Annotated in this window: 25 protein-coding genes; 12 read left to right on the forward strand and 13 right to left on the reverse strand. The window is 72.2% G+C overall.

Annotated features, from left to right (window positions below; translation table 11 throughout):
* Nucleotides 1-110 precede the first annotated feature (110 nt).
* Nucleotides 111-839 carry a D-Ala-D-Ala carboxypeptidase family metallohydrolase gene (locus tag AB0A95_RS17300; RefSeq protein WP_357556726.1) on the forward strand — a complete coding sequence of 243 codons (729 nt, stop codon included), beginning with the start codon at nucleotides 111-113 and terminating at the stop codon, nucleotides 837-839.
* 65 nt (nucleotides 840-904) lie between these two features.
* Here AB0A95_RS17300 and thrS read toward each other — a convergent pair whose 3' ends face one another.
* Nucleotides 905-2,914 (reverse strand): threonine--tRNA ligase, encoded by a 2,010-nt coding sequence (gene thrS / locus AB0A95_RS17305; protein ID WP_357556727.1) that lies wholly within the window; start codon nucleotides 2,912-2,914, stop codon nucleotides 905-907.
* 189 nt (nucleotides 2,915-3,103) lie between these two features.
* Here thrS and AB0A95_RS17310 point away from each other — a divergent pair, with 189 nt between their 5' ends.
* Entirely contained in the window at nucleotides 3,104-4,027 is a 924-nt protein-coding gene (locus AB0A95_RS17310; RefSeq protein ID WP_357556728.1) for a DUF1775 domain-containing protein, read from the forward strand.
* A 286-nt stretch (nucleotides 4,028-4,313) separates the two neighbouring features.
* Here AB0A95_RS17310 and AB0A95_RS17315 read toward each other — a convergent pair whose 3' ends face one another.
* Nucleotides 4,314-5,234: an ADP-ribosylglycohydrolase family protein gene (locus AB0A95_RS17315; protein ID WP_357556729.1), complete on the reverse strand. Its 921-nt coding sequence runs from the start codon at nucleotides 5,232-5,234 to the stop codon at nucleotides 4,314-4,316.
* Between the two features lie 73 nt (nucleotides 5,235-5,307).
* Between AB0A95_RS17315 and AB0A95_RS17320 the strand changes: the two genes are divergently transcribed.
* A complete protein-coding gene (locus tag AB0A95_RS17320) occupies nucleotides 5,308-5,997 on the forward strand; it encodes a response regulator transcription factor (protein ID WP_030489108.1) in 690 nt (229 codons plus the stop codon).
* A 29-nt stretch (nucleotides 5,998-6,026) separates the two neighbouring features.
* Entirely contained in the window at nucleotides 6,027-7,430 is a 1,404-nt protein-coding gene (locus tag AB0A95_RS17325) for a HAMP domain-containing sensor histidine kinase (protein ID WP_357556730.1), read from the forward strand.
* 264 nt (nucleotides 7,431-7,694) lie between these two features.
* Here AB0A95_RS17325 and AB0A95_RS17330 read toward each other — a convergent pair whose 3' ends face one another.
* Together AB0A95_RS17330 and AB0A95_RS17335 are read right to left on the reverse strand one after the other, a co-directional pair.
* On the reverse strand, nucleotides 7,695-8,717 hold the full coding sequence (locus tag AB0A95_RS17330; protein WP_357556731.1) for an adenosine deaminase: 1,023 nt from the start codon (nucleotides 8,715-8,717) through the stop codon (nucleotides 7,695-7,697).
* Nucleotides 8,714-9,508, reverse strand: a complete 795-nt coding sequence (locus AB0A95_RS17335) for a trans-aconitate 2-methyltransferase (protein WP_357556732.1) — start codon at nucleotides 9,506-9,508, stop codon at nucleotides 8,714-8,716. The genes AB0A95_RS17330 and AB0A95_RS17335 overlap by 4 nt, the downstream gene beginning before the upstream one ends.
* A gap of 82 nt (nucleotides 9,509-9,590) precedes the next feature.
* Between AB0A95_RS17335 and AB0A95_RS17340 the strand changes: the two genes are divergently transcribed.
* Together AB0A95_RS17340 and AB0A95_RS17345 are read left to right on the forward strand one after the other, a co-directional pair.
* Nucleotides 9,591-10,574: an aldo/keto reductase gene (locus AB0A95_RS17340; RefSeq protein WP_357556733.1), complete on the forward strand. Its 984-nt coding sequence runs from the start codon at nucleotides 9,591-9,593 to the stop codon at nucleotides 10,572-10,574.
* 82 nt (nucleotides 10,575-10,656) lie between these two features.
* Nucleotides 10,657-10,851 carry a hypothetical protein gene (locus AB0A95_RS17345; protein WP_357556734.1) on the forward strand — a complete coding sequence of 65 codons (195 nt, stop codon included), beginning with the start codon at nucleotides 10,657-10,659 and terminating at the stop codon, nucleotides 10,849-10,851.
* A gap of 170 nt (nucleotides 10,852-11,021) precedes the next feature.
* Here AB0A95_RS17345 and AB0A95_RS17350 read toward each other — a convergent pair whose 3' ends face one another.
* The 7 genes from AB0A95_RS17350 to AB0A95_RS17380 form a co-directional block, all read right to left on the reverse strand.
* Nucleotides 11,022-11,225, reverse strand: a complete 204-nt coding sequence (locus AB0A95_RS17350) for a cold-shock protein (protein ID WP_030338233.1) — start codon at nucleotides 11,223-11,225, stop codon at nucleotides 11,022-11,024.
* 288 nt (nucleotides 11,226-11,513) lie between these two features.
* Nucleotides 11,514-11,786 carry a DUF4235 domain-containing protein gene (locus AB0A95_RS17355; RefSeq protein ID WP_184184286.1) on the reverse strand — a complete coding sequence of 91 codons (273 nt, stop codon included), beginning with the start codon at nucleotides 11,784-11,786 and terminating at the stop codon, nucleotides 11,514-11,516.
* Nucleotides 11,783-12,157, reverse strand: a complete 375-nt coding sequence (locus tag AB0A95_RS17360; protein ID WP_357556735.1) for a DUF3618 domain-containing protein — start codon at nucleotides 12,155-12,157, stop codon at nucleotides 11,783-11,785. The genes AB0A95_RS17355 and AB0A95_RS17360 overlap by 4 nt, the downstream gene beginning before the upstream one ends.
* Nucleotides 12,154-12,588 carry a phage holin family protein gene (locus AB0A95_RS17365; protein WP_357556736.1) on the reverse strand — a complete coding sequence of 145 codons (435 nt, stop codon included), beginning with the start codon at nucleotides 12,586-12,588 and terminating at the stop codon, nucleotides 12,154-12,156. Before AB0A95_RS17365 ends, AB0A95_RS17360 begins: the two co-directional genes overlap by 4 nt.
* A 313-nt stretch (nucleotides 12,589-12,901) precedes the next feature.
* Complete coding sequence (locus tag AB0A95_RS17370) at nucleotides 12,902-14,089, reverse strand: mechanosensitive ion channel family protein (RefSeq protein ID WP_357556737.1); 1,188 nt, start codon at nucleotides 14,087-14,089, stop codon at nucleotides 12,902-12,904.
* Nucleotides 14,090-14,172: 83 nt separating this feature from the next.
* Nucleotides 14,173-14,994: a DUF1206 domain-containing protein gene (locus AB0A95_RS17375; RefSeq protein ID WP_357556738.1), complete on the reverse strand. Its 822-nt coding sequence runs from the start codon at nucleotides 14,992-14,994 to the stop codon at nucleotides 14,173-14,175.
* 60 nt (nucleotides 14,995-15,054) lie between these two features.
* Nucleotides 15,055-15,420, reverse strand: a complete 366-nt coding sequence (locus AB0A95_RS17380; RefSeq protein WP_357556739.1) for a hypothetical protein — start codon at nucleotides 15,418-15,420, stop codon at nucleotides 15,055-15,057.
* Between the two features lie 96 nt (nucleotides 15,421-15,516).
* Here AB0A95_RS17380 and AB0A95_RS17385 point away from each other — a divergent pair, with 96 nt between their 5' ends.
* Nucleotides 15,517-16,743, forward strand: a complete 1,227-nt coding sequence (locus AB0A95_RS17385; RefSeq protein ID WP_357556740.1) for a cysteine desulfurase-like protein — start codon at nucleotides 15,517-15,519, stop codon at nucleotides 16,741-16,743.
* Nucleotides 16,740-17,027, forward strand: a complete 288-nt coding sequence (locus tag AB0A95_RS17390; RefSeq protein WP_357556741.1) for a GNAT family N-acetyltransferase — start codon at nucleotides 16,740-16,742, stop codon at nucleotides 17,025-17,027. The genes AB0A95_RS17385 and AB0A95_RS17390 overlap by 4 nt, the downstream gene beginning before the upstream one ends.
* A 10-nt stretch (nucleotides 17,028-17,037) precedes the next feature.
* Here AB0A95_RS17390 and AB0A95_RS17395 read toward each other — a convergent pair whose 3' ends face one another.
* Together AB0A95_RS17395 and AB0A95_RS17400 are read right to left on the reverse strand one after the other, a co-directional pair.
* Nucleotides 17,038-18,528 carry a glycoside hydrolase family 3 N-terminal domain-containing protein gene (locus AB0A95_RS17395; RefSeq protein ID WP_357556742.1) on the reverse strand — a complete coding sequence of 497 codons (1,491 nt, stop codon included), beginning with the start codon at nucleotides 18,526-18,528 and terminating at the stop codon, nucleotides 17,038-17,040.
* Nucleotides 18,525-18,665 (reverse strand): hypothetical protein, encoded by a 141-nt coding sequence (locus AB0A95_RS17400; protein WP_357556743.1) that lies wholly within the window; start codon nucleotides 18,663-18,665, stop codon nucleotides 18,525-18,527. Before AB0A95_RS17400 ends, AB0A95_RS17395 begins: the two co-directional genes overlap by 4 nt.
* An 80-nt stretch (nucleotides 18,666-18,745) precedes the next feature.
* Here AB0A95_RS17400 and AB0A95_RS17405 point away from each other — a divergent pair, with 80 nt between their 5' ends.
* The 4 genes from AB0A95_RS17405 to AB0A95_RS17420 all read left to right on the forward strand — a co-directional run bounded on the left by AB0A95_RS17405 (nucleotide 18,746) and on the right by AB0A95_RS17420 (nucleotide 22,188).
* Nucleotides 18,746-18,871: a hypothetical protein gene (locus AB0A95_RS17405; protein ID WP_255421242.1), complete on the forward strand. Its 126-nt coding sequence runs from the start codon at nucleotides 18,746-18,748 to the stop codon at nucleotides 18,869-18,871.
* Between the two features lie 88 nt (nucleotides 18,872-18,959).
* A complete protein-coding gene (locus AB0A95_RS17410; protein WP_357556744.1) occupies nucleotides 18,960-19,910 on the forward strand; it encodes a TIGR03557 family F420-dependent LLM class oxidoreductase in 951 nt (316 codons plus the stop codon).
* 74 nt (nucleotides 19,911-19,984) lie between these two features.
* Entirely contained in the window at nucleotides 19,985-21,616 is a 1,632-nt protein-coding gene (locus tag AB0A95_RS17415; protein WP_357556745.1) for a RecQ family ATP-dependent DNA helicase, read from the forward strand.
* Nucleotides 21,617-21,684: 68 nt separating this feature from the next.
* On the forward strand, nucleotides 21,685-22,188 hold the full coding sequence (locus AB0A95_RS17420) for a hypothetical protein (RefSeq protein WP_357556746.1): 504 nt from the start codon (nucleotides 21,685-21,687) through the stop codon (nucleotides 22,186-22,188).
* Nucleotides 22,189-22,217 lie beyond the last annotated feature (29 nt).

A 22,217-nucleotide genomic window follows, 5' to 3' on the forward strand; every position in this document is an offset into this window, starting at 1 on the left:
CGCGACACCCGCCGTCGGTAAAACTCGTCGCCGCAAATTCTTGACGGATGAACACCGAGACCTGAAGATTCCATGCATCCACAATCGTGTATGTATCGATGGAGGGCCTCATGATCCGACGGCTCGGCAGGCTCCTCGCGGCACTTGCGCTGACGGCCGCCACCACAGTGACCGGCGTCACCCTCACCGCCGGTGCGGCTCAGGCGGACGGTTGCTACACGTGGGGTCGAGCCCTGTCCCAGGGAGCGTCCGGCGAAGACGTCCGACAGCTCCAGATCCGGGTTGCCGGCTACCCCGGCTACGGTGCCGTGCTCACCATCGACGGCGCGTTCGGCCCGGCCACCCGTTCGGCGGTGATCCGCTTCCAGCAGGCGTACGGCCTGTCCGCGGACGGCATCGCCGGCGCGCAGACGTTCAACCGGCTCTACGCCCTACAGGACGACGACTGCACGCCGGCCAACTTCAGCTACGCCGAGTTGAACAGGTGTAACAGCGACTGGTCCGGTGGGGCGGTCGCGGCGAGCACCGCACGGGCCAACGCACTCGTCTCGATGTGGAAGCTCCAGGCCCTGCGGCACGCCCTCGGTGACGTGGCCATCTCGATCAGCAGCAGCTTCCGCAGCTACGCCTGCAACAGCGCGGTCGGTGGGGCGTCGAACAGCCGGCACCTGTACGGAGACGCGGTGGACCTGGTCGGGTCACCGTCGTTCTGCCGACTGGCGCAGCAGGCCCGCTACCACGGCTTCGCACAGATCCTCGGCCCTGGCTACCCGGACCACAACGACCACACCCACGTGGCAGCCGTCGGGGGCTGGTCGGCACCGAGCTGCGGCATCTGACCCGTAGGCGCCCCCCAAGCGCTGACCGCCGGCGAAGATCGCGGCGGACGGGGCGCCCCCGCGTGTTACTCCGCGGCGGCCGACGGGCCGACGTTGCTGCGGGAGCTGACCACGTCCAGGACGTGGGTCACCGCCTCGGCGATCGGCACCCCGTTGCGCTGGGAGCCGTCGCGGTAGCGGAACGAGACAGTGCCGGCGGCCACGTCGTCGTCACCGGCGATCACCATGAACGGGATCTTCTGCTGCTGCGCCGTACGGATCTTCTTCTGCATCCGGTCGTCGCCCGCGTCCACCTGGGCCCGGATCCCCTCGGCGCGCAGCGCCGCGACGAAGCCGTGCAGGTAGTCGGTGTGGTCCTCGCGGATCGGGATGCCGACCACCTGCACCGGGGCCAGCCAGGCCGGGAACGCGCCCGCGTAGTGCTCGGTGAGCACCCCGAAGAACCGCTCGATCGACCCGAAGAGCGCCCGGTGGATCATCACGGGCCGTTGCCGGGTGCCGTCGGCGGCCTGGTATTCCAGGCCGAACCGCTCCGGCTGGTTGAAGTCGACCTGAAGGGTGGACAACTGCCACGTCCGGCCGATGGCGTCGCGGGCCTGCACGGAGATCTTCGGCCCGTAGAACGCCGCGCCGCCCGGGTCGGGCACCAGGTCCAGGCCGGAGGTCTCGGCGGCGGTGCGCAGCGCCTCGGTCGCCTCCGCCCAGTCCTCGTCCGCGCCGATGAACTTGGGTGAGTCGTCGCGGGTCGACAGCTCCAGGTAGAAGTCGTCAAGGCCGTAGTCGCGCAGCAGGTCGAGCACGAAGCTGAGCAGCGTGGTCAGCTCACCGGCCATCTGCTCACGGGTGCAGTAGATGTGCGAGTCGTCCTGGGTCAGGCCACGCACCCGGGTGAGGCCGTGCACGACGCCGGACTTCTCGTACCGGTAGACCGTGCCGAACTCGAACATCCGCAGCGGCAGCTCCCGGTACGACCGCCCGCGCGCCCTGAAGATCAGGTTGTGCATCGGGCAGTTCATGGCCTTGAGGTAGTAGTCCGCGCCCTCCAGCTGCATGGGCGGGAACATGGTGTCCGCGTAGTACGGCAGGTGACCGGAGGTCTGGAACAGCTGCGCCTTGGTGATGTGCGGGCTGTTGACGAACTCGTACCCCGCCTCCTCGTGCCGCCGCCGCGAGTAGTGCTCCATCTCGCGGCGGATGATGCCGCCCTTGGGGTGGAAGACCGCCAGGCCCGAGCCGATCTCGTCGGGGAAGCTGAACAGGTCCAGGTCCGCGCCGAGCTTGCGGTGGTCGCGCCGGGCGGCCTCCTCCAACAGCTTCAGGTACGCCTTCAGCTCGTCGCGGGTCGGCCACGCGGTGCCGTACACCCGCTGGAGTTGGGGGTTCTTCTCCGACCCGCGCCAGTACGCGGCGGCCGAGCGCATCAGCTTGAACGCGCCGATCAGGCGGGTGGTCGGCAGGTGTGGGCCCCGGCACAGGTCCGACCAGCAGACCTTGTCCTCCTTGGCGTCGAGGTTGTCGTAGATGGTCAGCTCGCCGCCGCCCACCTCCATCACCTCGTCGGTGTCCAGGCCCTCGCCCTTGACCTCGATCAGCTCCAGCTTGAACGGCTCGTCGGCCAGCTCGGCGCGCGCCTCGTCCAGGCTGCCGAAGCGGCGGCGACGGAACCGCTGCCCGGACTTGATGATCTCCTGCATGCGCTTTTCGATCTTGCTGAGGTCATCGGGCTGGAACGGCTTGGCGACGTCGAAGTCGTAGTAGAAGCCGTTCTCGATGGGCGGGCCGATGCCCAGCTTGGCCTCGGGGAAGATGTCCTGCACCGCCTGGGCGAGCACGTGCGCGGTGGAGTGGCGCAGCACGGTGAGCCCGTCGGGCGAGTCCAGGCTGACCGGCTCGACCACGGTCTCCTCGGTCGGCGCCCAGTCCAGGTCGCGCAGTTGGCCCTGCGGGTCGCGGACCACGACGATCGCCTTGGGGCCGTTCGCGGGCAGTCCGGCCGCGGCCACCGCGTCGGCCGCCGTCGTCCCGGCGGCGACGACGACGGGGTCGGCCACGGCGGGGGTACGGGGTGCGGACACGGTGACTCCTCCAAGTGGTACGAAACGGTGCCGGTCCTCGGCTCTTGGCCGATGCTATCGGTCCACCCACCCGCAGTCGGGAACGGCACCTTCCTGTCGGTCGGCGTTGAACCTTTCGTGCCCGGGAGCCGAACTACAGGTGTGGTCGGAAACCGGTGCCGGTCGCGTCGACAGGGATGGGGGCACAAGATGGCGAGCACGCACGACGGTGGACGTCGGCGGCGGATCGGGGCGGTGACCGCGCTGGCCGCGGCCGGGGTGCTGCTCTGGCCCGGTACGGCGCAGGCCGTGGACGTGACGACCACCCCGGCCGAGGCACGGCAGGGCGACGCCGTCCGTCTGGAGTTCGCGGTGCCGCAGGAGCGGGCCGGCACGAAGACCAACAAGATCGAGGTGCGGTTGCCCGCCGACGCGCCGATCGCCGAGGTCTACCCGATGTCGGTGGACGGCTGGGCACCCACGATCAGTTCCCGCACGCTGGACAAGCCGGTGGCCGGCATCCACTCCTCCGGGGTGAGCACTGTGACCACGGCGGTGACCTGGGTCCGGGTCGGCGAGAGCGCTCCGGGGCCGGCCCGGCTGGCGCTGTCCATGGGCCCGATGCCGCAGGCGGAGCGGCTCACCTTCGAGGTCGTCCAGACGTACGCCGATGGCACGGTGGTCAGGTGGGCGGACGCCGCCGGTCCGCACCGGGCCCCGGCGCTGCGCCTGCTGCCGCCGGCACCCGGCGCGGCAGGTCCGGCCGCCCACGGCGGGCACGGCGGCCCGGCCGCCGGCGTGCCAGCCGCCGAGGACAGCGGTGTCGACGCCCCGGCCGCCGCCGCAGGCGGTGCCGACGAGGAGTCCGGCAACGCCGACGGGATGCTGGCCGCCGGCCTGCTGGCCGGACTGGGCGGCGGTGCCGCGATCGGCTGGCTGGTCAGCCGGTGGCGCCGACGCGACCCGGCCGAGGCCACCGCGCTCGCCGAGGTCACCGGCGGCCCAGCCGAGGACGAGACCGCCACCCTCGCCGAGATCACCGACCACGCGAACGAGGACGAGACGCCAGACCCGACGCCCGCCAACCCGCGGTTCGCCGAGCCGCAGCCCGCTGTTCCCACAGCATCGCGGTGATCGACTCGGGTTACAGAAAACCGCGCCGTCCCCGCCGTGGTGATGCCCCCGAGTTACAGGAAGCCGAGTTGACCATGGGCAGGGCGGCCAGCGACGCGCGGTAACAAGCCCACGCACGCGCAGCACACCCGACGCAGACAGGACGGACCGCGCACAGGGCAGGCGCACCGCGGTCAGCGCGGACCCGGCGCGGCACGCGCAGGCGCAGGACGGACCGCGCAGGCGCAGGACGGACCGCGCAGGCGCAGGACGGACCGCGCAGGCGCAGGGACGGCCCGCGCAGCGGTCAGGCCGCCCAGGTGGGTAGCGGTTCGCGGGCGGACAGCCACGACTCGGGTACGCCGCCGGGGGTGCCGACACCCGTGTACGCCGCCACTATCGCTCCGGCGATGGCCGCGGTGGTGTCCAGGTCACCGCCGGCCTGGACGCACCTCTGGATCGTCGCCGGATAGTCGTCGAGGTGGGTGGCGGCCACCCAGAGGGTGAAGCCGACGGTGTCCTGGGCGGTCACCCGGGAGCCGTTGCCGAGTTCCGCCACCACCCGATCCAGTGGCCGGCCGAGCAGCCCCGCCGCCCGGCTCACGCTCCGGTGTACCTCGGTGCCCGGCTCCAGCGCGGCGGCGATCCCGGCGAGCAGCCGCTCCGGGGCCGGCCGATGGCCGTCGAGGCGGGCGCGAGCGGCCAGCGCGGCGGCGACGGCCACCGCGACGGCACCGGCGATTCCCTCCGGGTGCGCGTGCGTCACCTCGGCCGAGACGCGGGCCTGCGCCGCGGCACGCGCGGTCGAGTCGGCGAAGTACGCGCCCAGCGGGCCGACCCGCATCGCCGCGCCGTTGCCGCAGGAGCCCTGGCCGTCGAAGGCGGAGGCGGCGGCCAGCGGCCACGGTGTGCCGGCGCGGATCAGCCGCAGGATCGTCATCGCGCCGGCGCCGTAGCCCCGCAGTGGAGAACACCGCCCGGCGAAGGCCAGGGCCAGCCGGTCGGGGTTGATGCCGCCGGAGTGGGTCAGCTCGGCGAGGACCGAGCAGGCCATCTCGGTGTCGTCGGTCCACTCCCAGGGGGCCGGCGGCAGCGCGCCCCCGGCGAGATCCGTGGGCGCGGCCCTCGGCAGGAAGAACTGTGCCCCGAGCGCGTCGCCGGTGGAGAGACCGGCGAGGCTGTCCCGGGCGAGAGCCAGGCGGGCATCGACGAACAGGGTGAACGACATCGTCGTACCAGCTTGCCCCCTCGCCAGGCACGTCGCAACGCGATCAACTTGCCAGGCCAAGTACGGTCTTGTCGTGGCCTCCGTGCTCCTGGTCGAAGACGATCACGTCGTACGCGGCGCGATGCTGCGGTCCCTCACCGACCGGGGACACGCCGTGCACGCCGTGGGTACCGCGTTGGACGCGCTGCGCCGGGTCGCGGCGGAGACACCCGACCTGGTGGTGCTCGACCTGGGCCTGCCGGACCTGGACGGCTCGGACGCGCTGCGGATGCTGCGCGGCATCACCGACGTCCCGATCATCATCGCGACGGCCCGGGACGACGAGCAGTCGGTGGTCAAGCTGCTGCGTGCCGGCGCGGACGACTACATGGTCAAGCCGTTCACCGGGGCGCACCTGGACGCGCGGATCACCACGGTGCTGCGCCGGGCCGGACGGGCCAGTCGGACCGTGCAGCCGGCGGTGCACAGCGTCGGCGGGCTGCGGGTGGACGTGGGCGAGCGCAGCGCCCAACTCGACGGGGAGCCGCTGGCGCTGACCCGTAAGGAATTCGACCTGCTGGCGTATCTCGCCGCACGACCCGGGCGGGTAGTGTCCCGCCGGGAACTCTTGGAGGAGGTATGGCGGCAGCCATCGGTCGGCGAGGATCAGACCATCGACGTTCACCTGTACTGGCTCCGCAGAAAGATGGGCGAGTCCGCGGCGAAGCCGCGCTACCTGCGCACCGTGCGGGGGGTCGGGTTCCGGCTGGTGGCACCGGACTGAGGACGGCGCTGGCCCTGCTCACGGCCGGCATGTGCAGCCTCGTCGCGCTCGCGTTCCTGATCCCTCTCGGGCTCAGTCTGCGGGAGCAGAGCCGGGACAAGGCGATCGCCGAGGCGGCTCGGCGCAGCGCCCTGGTGACCGGCGCGTTGGCGGTGAGCACCGACCCGGCGGTGGTCGAGCGGGCCGTGGTGGCGAGCGCAGAGGGCGCATCGACCCGGCCCGTCGTCCACGGCCTGGGGCTGGACGAGTCCGCTGGTCGGGCCAGCGGCGGCGACCTGGACCGGGCCCGTGCCGACCGGCGGTCGCTGGTCGTCGACGTGGACGGGGGCGTGGTCCGGCTCGACCCGGTCGTTCTCGGTGACCGCACGGCAGTGGTCGAGGTGTTCCTCCCGGACTCGACGCTGGGCGAGGGCGCCGGCGGCACCTGGCTGCTGCTGTTCGCGGTCGGCGCGGCGATGGCCGGCGCGGCGGTGCTGGTGGTCGACCGGGTCGCCGCCCGCGCGGTGGACTCGACCCGAGGTCTGGTCCAGGCCGCGCTGTCCATCGGCGACGGCGACCTCGGCGTACGCGTCGAGCCGACCGGTCCGCGCGAGCTGGCCGAGGCCGGGTACGCGTTCAACAGGATGGCCGACCGACTGGACGCGGCCCGCACCGACGAGCGGGAGTTGGTGGCCGACCTGTCACACCGTCTGCGTACCCCGTTGACGGTGCTGCGCTTGGACGCGGAGGCGTTGGAGTCCGACGACACGAGCGTGGGTTCGTTCAGCCCGGCGGAGCTGGACCGGCTTCGCGGCATCCGGCGGATCCGGCAGGCGATCGTCACCCTGGAGGGTGAGATCGACGTGTTGATCAAGACGACCCGCAAGTCGGTGGCGCACGAGGCCGGGCCGGCGATGTGCGACGTCAGCGAGGTGGTCCGGGACCGGATGGTGTTCTGGGCGGCCCTCGCTGGCGACCAGAACCGGCCGCACCGGGTCAACGGCGCGCAACTGCGTATTCCCGCGCCGGTGCCCCGGGCCGAGCTGGCCGCCGCGCTGGACGCGGTGATCGGCAACGTCTTCCGCTACACCCCGCAGGGCACCGCGTTCGAGGTGGCCGTGTCCCGGCGCGACGGTTACGTGGCGATCCGGATCGACGACGCCGGCCCCGGCATCGCCAACCCGGACCGGGCGCTGCGCCGGGGCGCCAGTGACCAGGGCTCGACAGGTCTCGGCCTGGACATCGCCAAGCGGGTGGCGTTGCAGGCCAACGGGTCGGTGAGCATCGACCGCGCCCGGCTGGGCGGGGCCAGCGTGGTGATGCTGCTCGCCGACCCGGAGGCGACGCCGCGGCAGGTCAGCCGCTTCGGTCTGGTCGGCCGGATGGCCCGCGACGCCCGGGACACGAAGGCCACCGGACGTCGGTGGCCGCGCCAGCGCCCCACCGACGACTGACCGGGTTGTGGGCCGTCGCAAGTCTTCCTTAGATCGCGGTTAACGATCGGGCTGGGCCGGTCACGGGCTGACAGGATCAGAGCACGAACCCACCAGTTTCACCGGCCGAGCGGACACGCGCCCACGGCCGGTGAAGCCGCGCGCGCGGCGGGAGTCACAGGTCCCCCCACACCCACACTCCCGCCGCGCGCCCTGCTCCCCCGCCCTCGCACCACGGCCGCCCCGACCCGACCGCGCCGGCCAGCGGCGGTGAGCCCGGCGGGCTCAGCCGGCGCTGGTGAGGTACGCGTCGATCTCGGCCACGATCCGCTGCTTGCCGGCGGGGTCGAGGAAGGACACGGCCACCGCGTTGCGGGCCAGCCCGGCCAGCCCTTCGGCGCCGACCCCGAGCAGACGGGCCGCCACCGCGTACTCGTCGTTGAGGGTCGTGCCGAACATCGGCGGGTCGTCGGAGTTGATGGTGACCAGGAGCCCGGCCTCGACCAGCCGGGGCAGTGGGTGCTCGTCGAGGTTGGCCACCGCCCGGGTTCGGACGTTGGACGTCGGGCAGATCTCCATCCCGATCTGCCGCTCGGCCAGGTAGGCGAGCAGCTCCGGGTCCTGGGCGGCGGAGATGCCGTGCCCGATCCGCTCGGCGCCCAACTCACGCAGCGCGTCCCAGATCGTCTGCGGGCCGGTGGTCTCCCCCGCGTGCGGCACCGAGCGCAGCCCGGCGGCGCGGGCCTGGTCGAAGTAGGGCCGGAACTGCGGCCGGGGTACGCCGACCTCCGGGCCACCCAGACCGAAGCTGACCAGCCCCTCCGGGCGCTCCTCCAGGGCGATGCGCAGTGTCTCCTCGGCCGCGGGCAGGCCCGCCTCGCCGGGGATGTCGAAGCACCACCGCAGGTCGAGGCCGAAGTCGGCAAGGGCGCGCTTGCGGGCGTCCTCGATCGCCTCGCAGAAGGCCGGCGCGGGGATGCCCCGGCGCACGTGCGAGTACGGGGTGATGGTCAGCTCGGCGTACCGGACCTGTTGGCGGGCCAACTCCCGGGCCACCTCGTGGGTGAGGAGCCAGACGTCCTCCGGGTCGCGGATGAGGTCCACCACGCTGAGGTACACCTCGACGAAGTGCGCGAAGTCGCGGAACTCGAAGTAGCTGGCGAGCGCCTGCGGGTCGGCCGGCACGGGGGTGCGTCCCTCGTGGCGGGCGGCCAGCTCGGCGACGATCCGGGGCGAGGCGGAGCCGACGTGGTGCACGTGCAGCTCCACCTTCGGCAGGCCGGCGATGAAGGCGGGCAGGTCGGTCACGGGTTCTCCTCTGCACGGTCGCCGGTGCGGGCGACGACGAAGACGCGGCGGAACGGGAAGTACACCTGACCCTGCCGCACCGGGTAGGCGGCGCTGAGGCGTACCCCCAGCTCGGCCCGGAAGGCCGACCAGCCGGCGTCGTCCAGTGCGGCCCGGACCGGGCGCAGCGCGGTGCCCTCCATCCAGGCCAGCATCGGGTGTTCCGCGCCGGGGCGGGCGGGCAGCAGGTGCACGTAGGTAGTCTCCCAGGCGTCCACCGCGCAGCCGGCGGCGGTCAGCAGCGCCGCGTAGTCGGCCGGGTCGTCGACCGGGTCGGCGCGCAGCAGCGGGGCGACGTCGGCCCGCCAGGTCGGCTGGCCGGCGACCGCGCGCAGCGCGCGATGCGATTCGGCGGCGAAGTTGCCAGGGACCTGCACGGCGAGCCACGCCCCGGCGGGCAGCTGGGCGGCCCAGCGGCGCAACAGCTCCTGGTGCCCGGGCACCCACTGGAGTGCGGCGTTGCTGACCACCACGTCCTCGTCGCCGGCCGGTTGCCAGGCGCGCAGGTCGGCGACGGCGAAGTCGACGGGTACGCCGAGAGCGGCGGCCCGGTCGATCATCTCGGGCGAGGAGTCCAGGCCGCGCACCCGGCTCGTCGGCCAGCGCTCGGCGAGGGTGGCGGTGAGCTGGCCGGGGCCGCAGCCGAGGTCGACCACCGCCCGGGGGCGCTCGGCCGGGATCCGGGCGACCAGGTCGTGAAACGGCCGGGATCGCTGGTCGCCGTAGCGTAGGTAGGTCGTCGGGTCCCACATCACTGCCTCCCAAACCGTACGTCCGTCTTGTAAACGTACGGCTCGCCTGGCAAGGTGGCAACCCGATCACTAGGCTCGGGGCATGGAACAGCGCAGCTTCAACCGGCTCGGCCGGACCGTCGGTGCGGTCGGCCTGGGCGCCTGGCAACTCGGTGCGGACTGGGGCACCGTCAGCGAGGACGACGCGATGGCGGTGCTCACCGCCGCCGTGGACTCCGGGGTCACCTTCCTCGACACCGCCGACGTGTACGGCGACGGTCGCAGCGAGCAGCTGATCGGCCGCTTCCTGCGGTCCCGCCCGGACGCCGGCCTGACCGTCGCCACCAAGATGGGTCGCCGCGTCGAGCAGCGGCCGGAGGCGTACACCCTGGACAACTTCCGACAGTGGACCGACCGGTCCCGGGCCAACCTCGGCATGGACACCCTGGACCTGGTCCAGCTGCACTGCCCGCCCACCGAGGTGTTCTCCTCCGACGAGGTCTTCGACGGCCTGGACACCCTCGTCGTCGAGAAGGCCATCGCCGGTTACGGGGTCAGCGTCGAGACCTGCGACCAGGCCCTCACCGCCATCGCCCGACCGGGGGTGGCCAGCGTGCAGATCATCCTCAACGCGGTCCGGCACAAGCCCCTCGAGCGTGTCCTGCCGGCGGCCGCCGCGGCCGGAGTGGGCATCATCGCCCGGGTGCCACTGGCCAGTGGCCTGCTCTCCGGCCGCTACGACGAGCACACCGAGTTCCCCGCCGACGACCACCGCAACTACAACAGGCACGGCGCGGCCTTCGACGTCGGGGAGACGTTCTCCGGCGTCGACTACGAGCGGGGCCTGGCCGCCGTACGCCGACTGGCTCCCCTTGTCGACGCGGACCGCACGATGGCGCAGTTCGCGCTGCGCTGGGTGCTGGACCAGGCGGGCGTCACCGTCGTCATCCCCGGGGCCCGCGACGCCGACCAGGCCCGGCGCAACGCCGCGACGGCGGCCCTCTCGCCACTGACCGACGGCCAGTTGACGGCCGTACGCGAGATCTACGACGAGCTGATCCGCCCGCAGGTACACGACCGGTGGTGACTCGCGCGCCCGGGGCGTTCGCGTCGCGTCGCCCGACCGGCGATGCTGGAGGGCGACGCGCGGGCGGTGGAGAGGGGACGCGATGAGGGGCTGGCTTCCGCTCACCCTCGGCCTGCTGGCCGTCGTGATCGGTGCGGTGTGGACGGTGCAGGGCCTCGGCTACGTCAGCGGCAGCGTCATGACCGACGAGAAGATCTGGGCGGTGATCGGCCCGCTCGTGGCGCTTGTCGGGCTGGTCGTGCTGTGGCTCGGCCTGCGCTCACGCCGCCGCAACTGACCCGCCGGTCCACACTGGCGCCGGGCTTGCCGCGCGGCTGCGCGCCGGGCCGGCCCCGCCGGGCCGGCCCCACCTCGCCATGAGCGAAGCCCCGCATCCCGTCCGGGATGCGGGGCTTCGCAACGACCCTGGCCGGGTCATCCCACTGGCCGGCGGGCCGGCCGTCTCACTCAGATGGGACGGACCTGCTCGGCCTGCGGGCCCTTCTGACCCTGTGCAATCTCGAACTCCACCCGCTGGTTCTCCTCCAGCGAGCGGTAGCCGCTGGTCTGGATGGCCGAGAAGTGGACGAACACGTCAGCACCCCCACCATCGACGGTGATGAAGCCGAAGCCCTTGTCAGCGTTGAACCACTTCACGGTTCCCTGAGCCATGTGTTTCTCCTTCTAACAACTGGTGGCCGTGCACGCCGTGCGGCCGATTGGCCGTTTTCGAGCAGCGGCGTCTGAGGCGGCCCCACGAAGGAGACTTCTCTCAACCCACGCCATCTCGCAACAGCGTGGACCAGCAAATCACGTACGCAAAAAGTCTGTCACGACCCCTGGAACGAATTTCTCCGACATGTGACCTGACGGATGCCTGAGATCCGCTGGGCGGCGTCCGATGTCATGCGAAAGCCCCCTTCCCATCGATGCGCGGGGAGGGGGCTGAAGTCGCACTGATCAGTCTGGCCAACTGCCGGTCATCCGTCGGACGCCGACCGCGCCACCGCGGTCCACAGCAGCCCGGACCACGGCGAAGATGGCGCCCTGCAACGCCGCGGCGGCCAGCACCTCGCCCCAGCCGCGATCCTCGTCCGTCGCGTTGGGCGCCTCACCGTCGCCAGCGGTGACCTTCCAGACCTGCCGGAAGATCGCACCCGCCACCGCGCCCGCGGCGATACCCAACAACACGCCGACCGGCCGGTACGCGACCCTGCCGATGCTCTTGCTCACCTACGCCTCCCCCGCACGATCATCAGCACCACCACGGTGGCCACCGCACCGGCCGCGATGGCCGCCCACGGCACCGGGTTGCGGCGCACCAACTCACCCTTGTCATACGCCTGCGCGCGCACCAACCCACCCTTTTCGTAGGCCTGTGCCCGCGCCATCCCGACGCCCCGCACGGCCTGCCCGCGAACCCGGGCGACAGCCTGCGCCGCCTGCTCGCGCATCCGCTCCTTGGCCTGCTCGGCGGACTCCTTCAGACGAGCCTTGACGTCGGCCTTGGCGGCCAACGCCTCCATCGTCTCGCCCAACTCGACCCGGGTGCGACGGATCTCCTCGCGGAGGGCCTCCGTGTCGCCGGTCCCGTTGCCGGTCATTGCCGCCCCCTGTCCTTCACCGCGGCGGTGACGGTGTCCACGTCGGCCCGGAGGCTGCGGACCGTGGCCGCCGGCACCGGCGGGACGGCCCGGCTGACCTGCTTCTTGCCCACCAGGGCGAGAACGCCGGCCACCAGGAAGCAGGCCACCGCCACGATCAGCGCGGCGGCCCAGGCGGGCAGCACCAGGTCGAGCAGCAGGATCGCCGTGGCGACCAGGGCGCCCAGGCCGAAGAACGCCAGCGCGCCGCCGCCGCCGAACAGGCCGATCCCGATGCCCGCGTGCTTGCCCTTCTCGGTCAACTCCGCCCGGGCCAGCGTCAGTTCGTCCCGAATGAGGCGGGAGACCTGCTCGGTGGCCCGCTGCACCAACTCGGCGGTGGAGGGCTCGCTCCCGTTGTGGGATGTGCGGGCGTTCGCCACGTCAGCCATGCTGTCCTCCTCTCCCTATCACCGCGCTGTATGCCCGGAGTTGCCGCTCGTCAATCCTAAAACGCGGCGAGCGGCGCACCGTTCCTGTTGTCCGAACGCCGCGCCGACAAGCCGGCGACAGACCACTCCGCTGACGCAGAGATGACCGGCAGCACATCCCCCACCCAAGCCCAACCAAACCTCCCACCCCCCACCAGTGCCCCACCCCCACCCGCGTCCCCGTTGATCATGGAGTTAGCGGCACGACACGCCGATGGCGGTGGCAATAACCTCATGATCACCGCGGGTTACCAGGGGGCGGGGGCGGGGGCTGTTAGGTGCGGGATTCTTCGGGGCCTACGAAGGCTTCGCTGCGGGCGTCGCCGTCGTCGCTGCCGCCGAAGACGCGGGCGTCGTCGGGTGCCTCGGTGTCGGACAGGCGGCGGGCCGGCCGCCTCGGCTGCACCCACTGCCAGGGCAGGTTGCTGTTGGCGTCGCCCAGTTCGGTACGCATCCGGGGCATCACCGTCGGGCGGTTGTCCCGGACCCAGGCCACCAGGTGCTCACGGACGAGGCAGCGCAGGTCCCACAGACTGCCCGCGTCGCCGGCGCTGACCAGGGCACGCATCCGCACCATCCCGCCGGTGGCGTCGGTGACCTGCAAGACGCAGACCCGTCCGTCCCACAGCTCGGTGCCCTCGACCAGGCGGCGCAGCTCCTCCCGCATGGTCTGCACCGGCACCGACCAGTCCACGTCGAACTCGGCGGTGCCGAGCACCGCCGACTCGGTCCGGGTCCAGTTCTGGAACGGCTTGCTGGTGAAGTACGAGGTGGGCAGGATCAGCCGCCGGTCGTCCCAGATCTGGACCACGACGTAGCTGAGGGTCAGCTCCTCGATCCGACCCCACTCCCCCTCGACGACGACCACGTCGTCGAGCCGGACGGCGTCGCTGAAGGCGAGCTGAAGGCCGGCGAAGACGTTGCCGAGCAGGCTCTGCGCGGCGAGCGCGGCCACCACACCGACCACACCGGCCGAGGTCAGCACACCGGCACCGATGCCCCGCACGCTCGGGAAGGTCATCAGCATCACGCCGACGGTCAGGATGACGATCACCGCGATGGTCAGGCGGCGCAGCATCACCACCTGGGTCCGGACGCGGCGGGCGTGCCGGTTGTCGGGCACGTCGACCCGGAACCGGGCCAGCGCGGTGTCCTCGACGACGATCAGCAGGGCGGCGACCAGCCAGGCGGCGGTGGCGATGACGGCGAGGACGAGCAGGTGCAGGAGCTGCCGGCGCCAGGGCTGGCCAACCGCGTACCCGGTGCTGAACCGGACGGCGAACTGCACGGCGAGGACCGTCCCGGCCACCTGGAACGGGCGGTGCGCGTGGTCGGTCAACTCGGTCAACAGCTGGGATCGGCGGCCGAACCGCCGGGTCAGCCGGTGGACGATCTCGACCAGGAACAGGGCGACCGCCGCCGCGACGAACGCGGCGACGGCCGTTTCGAGATAACTCTGCACGGTTTCGGTGCTTCCCTTCGACAGAGCGTCGGGCACTTCGGGCAAAAGCCCAAGAGTGCCCGACGTTCCTGGAATCGACCAGCTCAGACCTTGCGGTACCGGGACTGGAGGAAGCAGTAGACACCGAAGGCGGCGATGCCCAGGGCGACAAGGGTCAGCAGGAACACACCGTACGACTGCTCGCGCAGCAGGTGCAGGGCGGCGTCCAGACCACGGGCCTTCTCCGGGTCGTAGTTCACCGCCGCCACGATGACCAGCAGACCGGCGATGCCGTACGCGACGCCCTTGGCGATGTAACCGGCCATGCCCAGCCGGCGGGCGAGCTGGCGGGTCTTCGGGCTCATCTCACCGGTCTTGAGGTGCTTCTCGAACCGCTTGACGGCCCCGTAGATGACCAGGCCGACACCGATCGCGGCGAGCACCAGCCCGGCCAGGCCGACCAGCCAGCGACCGCCGCTGGAGGTCATCAGCTTGCCGGTGAGGGCCTCCTGCTGGTCGGCGCTGTTCGAGCCGACATCCTTGAAGACCTTGAAAGCGGTCCAGGCGAAGTAGAGGTAGACGATGGTCCGGCCGGCCGAGGCGAGTCGCTCGGTGACCCGCTCCTTGCCGCGCTCGGCGCGGTGCCCCACCGCCGCCTCCAGCGCCTGCCAGATCGCCATGGCGAGCAGGCCGACCGCGGTGGCGATGACCAGGAACTTGCCCAGCGGCTGCTCGGAGAGGGTACGCAGCGCGCCGGACTGGTCGCCGTCGTCGGACGACGTGCCGAACGCGATCTGCAACGCCAACCAGGCGAAGAGGAGGTGGACGATGCCGTAGCCGATGAAGCCGGCCCGGGCGAGAACTTCCAGCCACCGGCTGTCCGCCGTTCGGGAGGCGGTGGCTTCGGCGCTACGGGTGAGTGACATGCCGCCACAATCTCCGATTCTGGAGATCCCCAAACGTCTTCCCGCCACCGCCCGCCCAGGTCAGCTGCCCGGGTTGCGCGCCACGCGGATCTTGACCTGCTGGTCGGTGACGCTGTCCAGGGTGACGGCGAAGCCGCCGGCCTCGGCGGCCTGCTGCCCGGTGGTGAGGCTGAGCTGCTCCCCGGCGACCTCGACTGTCACCTGGTCGCCCTCGGCGCCGACCAGCTTGGCCTCGACGCCCAGGATGGTGGTGCTCGCCTCGACACCCCGCTCGAAGGTGACGGTGCAGGCGTCCAGCCCGCAGTCGGTGGAGGCGCCCTGCGAGCTGCACCCGGCGAGCACGGCGAGGCCGAGCGCCAGACCGGCGAACAGACCGGCGGCGCGGCGGGCGGGGGGCAGGGAGATGGTGGCGGCTCGGTTCGTCACCCCGCCAAGAGTACGAGACGTCCGCGACGCCCTCACCCGATGGTGATCACCAGGCGGCTGGCCAGGGCCCCGGAGGCACCGGCTAGGGTCCGGGACATGCCCTTCGACATCGCCCGCACCCGGGCCGCCTACCCCGCCCTGACCGAGGGTTTCGTGCACTTCGACGGGGCCGGTGGCACCCAGACCGCAGTGGGCGTGATCGACGCGGTCAGCGACGCCATGCGGACGGCGGTCGGCAACCGCAGCGCCGCTTTCGTTCCGGGTCGCCGGTCGTTGGAGTTGGTGGCCGAGGCTCGCGCGGCGGTGGCCGACCTGCTCGGCGCCGACCCGGCCGGGGTGGTGTTGGGCCCGAGTGCCACAGCGCTGACGTACACCCTGGCCCGCACGCTCGGCGCGACCTGGCGCCCGGGTGACGAGGTGGTGGTGTCCCGGCTCGACCACGACGCGAACGTCCGCCCGTGGGTGCAGGCCGCCGAGGCGGCCGGCGCGACAGTGCGCTGGGCCGAGGTCGACCGGCAGACCGGCGAGCTGCCCGCGGCCCAGTACGCGGACCTGGTCGGCGAGCGGACCCGACTTGTGGCGGTGACCGCCGGCAGCAACGCCATCGGCACCGTGCCGGACGTGCCGGCGATCGCCAGGATCGCCCATGCGGTCGGTGCGCTGGTCTGCGTCGACGGGGTGCACTCGGTGCCGCACGGGCCGACCGACCTGAGCGCGCTCGGTGCCGACGTGCTGGTCACCAGCGCGTACAAGTGGTCCGGGCCGCACCTGGCGGCGATGGTGGCCGACCCGGCCCGCTGGGCGGCGCTGCGTCCGGCGAAGCTGGTGCCGTCCTCCGACGCGGTGCCGGACCGGTTCGAGTACGGCACCCCGAGTTTTCCGCTGCTGGCCGGCGTGACCGCCGCGGTGGACCACCTGGCGGGGCTGGACCCGGACGCGGTCGGCGACCGGCGTACGCGGCTGCGGGCCGGGCTGGCCGCCGCCCAGGCGCACGAGAAGGCACTGCTGGACCGGCTGCTCGCCGGGCTGGCGCAGCGGCCGGGGATCACCGTGTACGGCTCGCCGGCCCGGCGCTGCCCGACCGTCTCGTTCCGGGTCGCCGGGATGTCGCCGGCGGCCACCCAGGAGGCGTTGGGCGCCTCCGGTTTCTGCCTGTCCGTCGGCGACTACTACGCCTACGAGTACTTCCAGGTGATGGGTCTGCGCGACAGCGGCGGCGCGGTGCGGGCCAGCATCTACCACTACAACACCGCCGACGAGGTGGACCGGTTGCTCGGCGAACTGGACGCGCTGGCCGACGGGGCGGGGAGAATGGCCGGATGAGCACCCTGGTCGAGGACAACCCGGCGAAGCACCGCTTCGAGATCCTGGTGGACGACGCGCTGGCCGGCTTCACCGCGTACCTGATGCGGGGGGAGGTCCTGGTCTTCACGCACACGGAGGTGGACCGGGGCTTTCAGGGCAAGGGGGTGGGCGGGGCGTTGATCCGGGGCACCCTGGACGAGGTCCGGGCCCGGGGCGCGACTGTGGTGCCACAGTGCCCGTTCATGGCCGCGTTCATCGACAAGCATCCCGAGTACGCCGACCTGGTCGCCGACCTCGGGTAGGGCCGGCCGGTCAGCGGGCGCCGGTCAGCACCTCGGCGGCGGCCCAACCACTGGCCCGGGTGGCACCGTGGGTGGCCAGGTGCACCGCGCCGGTGACCACCTCGGGCACGCCCAACTCGACCACCACCGCGTCCGGTCGGGCGGCCAGAGCCCGTCGCACGGCGGCGCGCATCCAGTCGTGCCGGTGCAGGTCCCGGACCACCAGGACCAGCGGGCGGGCCCCCGCCCCGGCACCCGGGTCGGCCGGCACGTCGGGTTCGGCGTAGCGGACGGTGCTCGTGCCGGGCAGCAGCTCGCCCAGCGGTGCGCCGATGCCCCACGGGGTCTCCGCACCGATGGCGATGTTGCGCAGCGGCTCGAACTCGACGACGTACGCCGGACGGGTCAACGGCAGCGCCGCCATCGCGGTCTGGGCGGCGGTGACCCGGACGGCCCGACGGGCGGCGACGAGCCCGACGTCGGCGGCACCACGCGCTCCGGCCGATCCGGCGGTGCGCGCCGCCATCGTCCAGGCGGCGAGTTGACCGACGCGCTTGGCGGCCTCGGCGAGGCGTTCCTCGGGTAGTTCCCCAGAGACGACGGCGGCCACTATGGCGTCGCGCAAGCCGCGGGCCGCCTGCTCGTCGGCCCGTTCGCCGCCGATGCAGATCGCGTCGGCGCCGGCGGCGAGGGCACGGACCGTCGCACCGGCGAAGCCGTACCGGTCGGCGACCGCGCGCATCTCCACCGCGTCGGTCACCACCACTCCCGAGAAGCCCATCTCGTCGCGGAGCAGCCCACCCAGGATGCGCTGACTGAGCGTGGCCGGCAGCCGCGGATCGAGCGCGGGCACCAGCAGGTGGCCGGTCATCACCGCCTGCACCCCGGCCGCGACGGCGGCCCGGAACGGGACCAGCTCGCAGGTTTCCAGCCGGTCCCGGTCGGCGGTGATCCGGGGCAGGTCGTGGTGGGAGTCGACGCGGGTGTCGCCGTGCCCGGGGAAGTGCTTGGCGCAGGCCGCCACGCCCCCGGCCTGGAGCCCGCGCACCCAGGCGGCGGTGTGCCGGGCGACAAGCGCCGGGTCGGCGCCGAACGAGCGGACGCCGATCACCGGGTTCGCCGGGTTGGAGTTGACGTCGGCGTCCGGTGCGTAGTTGAGGGTGACTCCCGCCGCGGCCAGCTCGACGCCGAGGTCCCGGGCGACGGCCTCGGTCAGCTCGGGGTCGTCGACCACGCCGAGGGCGAAGTTGCCGGGCCGGGAGCTGCCCTGGACCGACTCCAGTCGGGTGACGTCGCCGGCCTCCTCGTCGATCGCCACGATGACGTCCGGACGCTCGGCGCGCAGTGTCGCGGTGAGAGCCGCCACCTGCTCCGGGTCGACGACGTTGCGGGCGAAGAGCACCACCGAGCCGAGGCCCGCACCGAGCCAGCGGCACACCCACTGTGGCGGGGTGGTGCCGACGAACCCGGGCTGGAGGACGGCGGCGGCGAGGGCCGGAAGGTGCCCGGTGGGTGTGGTCACGCCACCCCCTCCTGGCACTCGGCCTCGATCACCGGCGTCGGTGCACCCCCGTCGACCCGCTGGTTGCGCTCGCTCATGCGGCCCCCGTACCCCATCTCTCGCGCGCCCTCGGCGCACCGCCACCGGCAGGCGGTCATGCCATGGTCACATTGAGCGATTCAATAGTCAATAAACCTTACAGTTGCCCGACGGCCCGCTTCGGCGGGAGAGTGCGGGGATGGACCCCGCACTGCTGGCCGACGCGACGAGCCCGGCCGACATCCCCGGCGTACGCCTGCTCGGCCTGGTGGTCGGCGCCCTGCTGCTGCTCGCCGCGATCCGGGCGATGTTCGGTCGACGCTGAGCGCTTTCGGCTCTTCCAGCCGGGTGTGACCGACCCCGACCGGGGTACGGCTTTCCCATCAGCAGGTCCACGCGCCGAAGGGAAAGCCATGAAGATCGGATATTTTCTGTCCAGTGAGGAGTACACGCCGGCCGAGCTGCTGGAGCAGGCACGTGGTGCCGAACGGGCCGGCTTCGAGGCGCTGTGGATCTCCGACCACTACCACCCCTGGGTGGACGCACAGGGGCAGAGCCCCTTCGTCTGGTCGATGATCGGCGCGCTCAGCCAGGTCTGTTCGCTGCCGGTGACCACGGCGGTGACCTGCCCGACAGTGCGGATCCACCCGGCCGTGATCGCCCAGGCGGCGGCCACCAGCGCGGTGCTGCACGGCGGGCGTTTCGTGCTCGGCGTCGGCACCGGCGAGGCCCTCAACGAGCACATCTTCGGCGATGCCTGGCCGCAGGCCGACGTCCGGCTGGAGATGCTGGAGGAGGCCGTCGAGGTGCTGCGCGAGCTGTGGGGCGGCGGCTTCGTCAACCACCGTGGCAAGCACTACACAGTGGAGAACGCCCGGATCTACACGCTGCCCGACACGCCCCCGTCGATCTACGTCTCCGGCTTCGGCCCGAAGGCCATCGACCTGGCCGCCCGGATCGGCGACGGCTACGTGAGCACCATGCCCGACGGCGACATGGTCCGGCGCTTCCGCGAGAACGGCGGCGGCGACAAGCCGTGCCAGGCCGGGTTCAAGGCGGCGTACGCCGACAGCGAGGACGAGGGCATGCGCATCGCGTACGAGCGTTGGCCCAACGCCGGGGTGCCGGGCGAGCTGTCCCAGGTGCTCCCCTCACCGCGCCACTTCGAGCAGGCCGCCGAGCTGGTCGAGCCGGAGATGGTGAAGAAGGCGTTCGTCTGCGGCAACAGCGCCGACGCCCACCTGGAGATGATCGACAAGTACGCCAAGGCCGGCTTCGACGAGGTCTACGTCGCCAACACCGGCCCGCACTACCAGGGGCTGTTCGACCTCTACCAGCGCGAGGTCCTGCCCCGGCTTCGCTGACCCGCGGATCGACGAGCCCATGATCGTCCGGGATGCGTTTCGGCGGTCATGGGCCCGGGTACCTCCGGCCCTCGATGAAACTGTCCACGCACTCGATGACGTTGCGCCGCGCGGCCCGCAGTCTTTTCGGCTGGAAGGCGCTGCGGCCCAACCAACTGGCCGCCATGCGCGCGGTGATGAAGCGACGTGACGCCCTGGTGGTGTTGCCCACCGGTGCCGGCAAGTCGGCCATCTACCAGATCCCGGCCAGCCTGATCCCCGGCCCGACCGTGGTGATCTCCCCGCTGCTGGCCCTGCAACAGGACCAGATCGCCTCGCTCAACGAGCGGCAACGCCCGGAGTTGCGGGCGGTGCGGATCAGCTCGAACGAGTCGCCCACCCAGCAGGCCCAGGCGATCACCGAGATCCGCGAGGGTCGGGCGGAGTTCCTGTTCATCACGCCGGAGCAGCTGAGCAACCCGGAACGGATGGCCGAGGTCGCCGCGCTGAAGCCGGCGCTGGTGGCGATCGACGAGGCACACTGCATCTCGGCCTGGGGGCACGACTTCCGGCCGGACTACCTGGCGCTCGGCCACCTGATCGAGGGCATCGGCAGGCCGCCGGTGGTCGCGCTGACCGCCACCGCCTCCCCACCGGTACGCGACGACATCATCGCCCGGCTGCGGCTGCGCGAGCCGGAGGTGGTCGTCTCCGGGCTGGATCGGCCCAACCTCTTCGTCGAGGTGGCGCACTGCCCCGACGAGGACTACCGGTGGCGGCGCCTGATGACGATGCTGCGCGACGAGGGGCGGCCGGGAATCATCTACGTGCCGACCCGCCGCGCCGCCGAGGAGCTGGCCACCCGGTTGACCGACACGGGCTTCCCGGCGCAGTTCTACCACGGGGGAATGCCCGCCGGAGCCCGCGCGGAGCTGCACGAGGCGTTCCTCGCCGACGAGGTCCCGATCATGGTGGCGACCTCGGCGTTCGGCATGGGCATCGACAAGCCGAACATCGCCTGGGTGGTGCACATGGCACTGCCGGACTCACCGGACAGCTACTTCCAGGAGATCGGCCGGGCCGGGCGCGACGGGCAACCGGCCCGGGTGCTGCTGCTCTGGCGGGCCGAGGACGTGGGCCTGCAACGCTTCTTCAGCGGCGGCCTGCCGGACACCGAGGAGCTACGCGACCTGGCCGCGCTGCTGCGGCGCAAGCCGGCCACCAAGACCGAACTGCGCGAGACCACCGGGCTCGGGCCGCGCAAGCTGGGCCAGTATCTCTCCCTGCTGGAGCAGATCGGCGCGGCCGAGCCGCGGGCCCGGCAGCGCGTCGGCGCCCCCCGCTACTCCCCCAACCCGACCGAGGCCGCCACGGCGGCGCTGGCGGAGGCGGAGCGCCAGCAGACGGTGACCCGGTCCCGCACCGACATGATGCGGGCCTTCGCCGAGACCAGCGCCTGCCGGGGGCAGACCCTGCTTGCCTACTTCGGTGAGCAGATGGCCGAGGTCTGCGGGCACTGCGACAACTGCCACGCCGGCACCAGCGTCGCCGACCAGGGCGCGGTCGGGCCGTTCCCGGTGCACAGCCAGGTGCGTCACCCGGAGTGGGGGCGCGGCATGGTGCTCTCCTACGAGGACGACAAGATGACGGTTCTCTTCGACGAGGTCGGTTACAAGACGTTGTCGGTGCGCGTGGTGTCCGAACAGGGCCTGCTGACCCTGGACTAGCCTGACCCGGGCACCGGTCACGGGGCCCGTTGATTGACCACACTGAGCAGGGCGGAAGGGGCGTTGCCGTGATCGAGCAGCCGGCGTACACCGGGTTCGGTTTCTCCGACGGGGAGTGGGGGCTGCTGGTCGGCCTGCCGCAGTCGGTGCTGACCGCGGCGAGCGCCGCCGAGTCCGACGGCACCCGCCGGACCATGGCGGAGACCGCGGCCGGGCTGGAGACCATCTCCGCTGGTCGGGAGTCGGCCAGTCCGCTGGTCGCCGCCGTGGCCGGCGAGATCGTCACCCGGGTCGGTGACCCGGACACCGGCGAGGAGTTGCCGGCCATCGCGCCCGCCGACCCCGCGGCGTACATCGACGACGTGCTGGTGCGGGCCGGCGAGGCCGCCGCGCTGCTGGCCGGCCGCGTCGACGAGGGTGAGGCCGGCGCGTACAAGCACTGGCTCGTGAAGATCGCCGAGCAGGTGATGGGCGCCGCGTCCAGCGGTGGGCTGCTGGGCATCGGGGGCGAGACCGTCAGCGATTCCGAGCGGCGATTCCGCGACCGACTGGCACACGTGCTCACCGACTGACCGACTGGACCGCCCGGCCGGCCTCGTGG

Source organism: Micromonospora sp. NPDC049230, assembly GCF_040647875.1.
Taxonomy (GTDB): domain Bacteria; phylum Actinomycetota; class Actinomycetes; order Mycobacteriales; family Micromonosporaceae; genus Micromonospora.

Bases quoted from the DNA above. Each gene is read 5' to 3' on its own strand.
- AB0A95_RS17400 (WP_357556743.1), bottom strand. From the start codon at position 18,665: ATGACCGCCTGCCGGTGGCGGTGCGCCGAGGGCGCGCGAGAGATGGGG.
- AB0A95_RS17300 (WP_357556726.1), top strand. From the start codon at position 111: ATGATCCGACGGCTCGGCAGGCTCCTCGCGGCACTTGCGCTGACGGCC.
- AB0A95_RS17415 (WP_357556745.1), top strand. From the start codon at position 19,985: ATGAAACTGTCCACGCACTCGATGACGTTGCGCCGCGCGGCCCGCAGT.
- AB0A95_RS17345 (WP_357556734.1), top strand. From the start codon at position 10,657: ATGAGGGGCTGGCTTCCGCTCACCCTCGGCCTGCTGGCCGTCGTGATC.
- AB0A95_RS17360 (WP_357556735.1), bottom strand. From the start codon at position 12,157: ATGACCGGCAACGGGACCGGCGACACGGAGGCCCTCCGCGAGGAGATC.
- AB0A95_RS17410 (WP_357556744.1), top strand. From the start codon at position 18,960: ATGAAGATCGGATATTTTCTGTCCAGTGAGGAGTACACGCCGGCCGAG.
- AB0A95_RS17390 (WP_357556741.1), top strand. From the start codon at position 16,740: ATGAGCACCCTGGTCGAGGACAACCCGGCGAAGCACCGCTTCGAGATC.
- AB0A95_RS17335 (WP_357556732.1), bottom strand. From the start codon at position 9,508: ATGTGGGACCCGACGACCTACCTACGCTACGGCGACCAGCGATCCCGG.
- AB0A95_RS17405 (WP_255421242.1), top strand. From the start codon at position 18,746: ATGGACCCCGCACTGCTGGCCGACGCGACGAGCCCGGCCGACATCCCC.
- AB0A95_RS17325 (WP_357556730.1), top strand. From the start codon at position 6,027: ATGTGCAGCCTCGTCGCGCTCGCGTTCCTGATCCCTCTCGGGCTCAGT.
- AB0A95_RS17375 (WP_357556738.1), bottom strand. From the start codon at position 14,994: ATGTCACTCACCCGTAGCGCCGAAGCCACCGCCTCCCGAACGGCGGAC.
- AB0A95_RS17385 (WP_357556740.1), top strand. From the start codon at position 15,517: ATGCCCTTCGACATCGCCCGCACCCGGGCCGCCTACCCCGCCCTGACC.
- AB0A95_RS17350 (WP_030338233.1), bottom strand. From the start codon at position 11,225: ATGGCTCAGGGAACCGTGAAGTGGTTCAACGCTGACAAGGGCTTCGGC.
- AB0A95_RS17340 (WP_357556733.1), top strand. From the start codon at position 9,591: ATGGAACAGCGCAGCTTCAACCGGCTCGGCCGGACCGTCGGTGCGGTC.
- AB0A95_RS17315 (WP_357556729.1), bottom strand. From the start codon at position 5,234: ATGTCGTTCACCCTGTTCGTCGATGCCCGCCTGGCTCTCGCCCGGGAC.
- AB0A95_RS17310 (WP_357556728.1), top strand. From the start codon at position 3,104: ATGGCGAGCACGCACGACGGTGGACGTCGGCGGCGGATCGGGGCGGTG.
- AB0A95_RS17365 (WP_357556736.1), bottom strand. From the start codon at position 12,588: ATGGCTGACGTGGCGAACGCCCGCACATCCCACAACGGGAGCGAGCCC.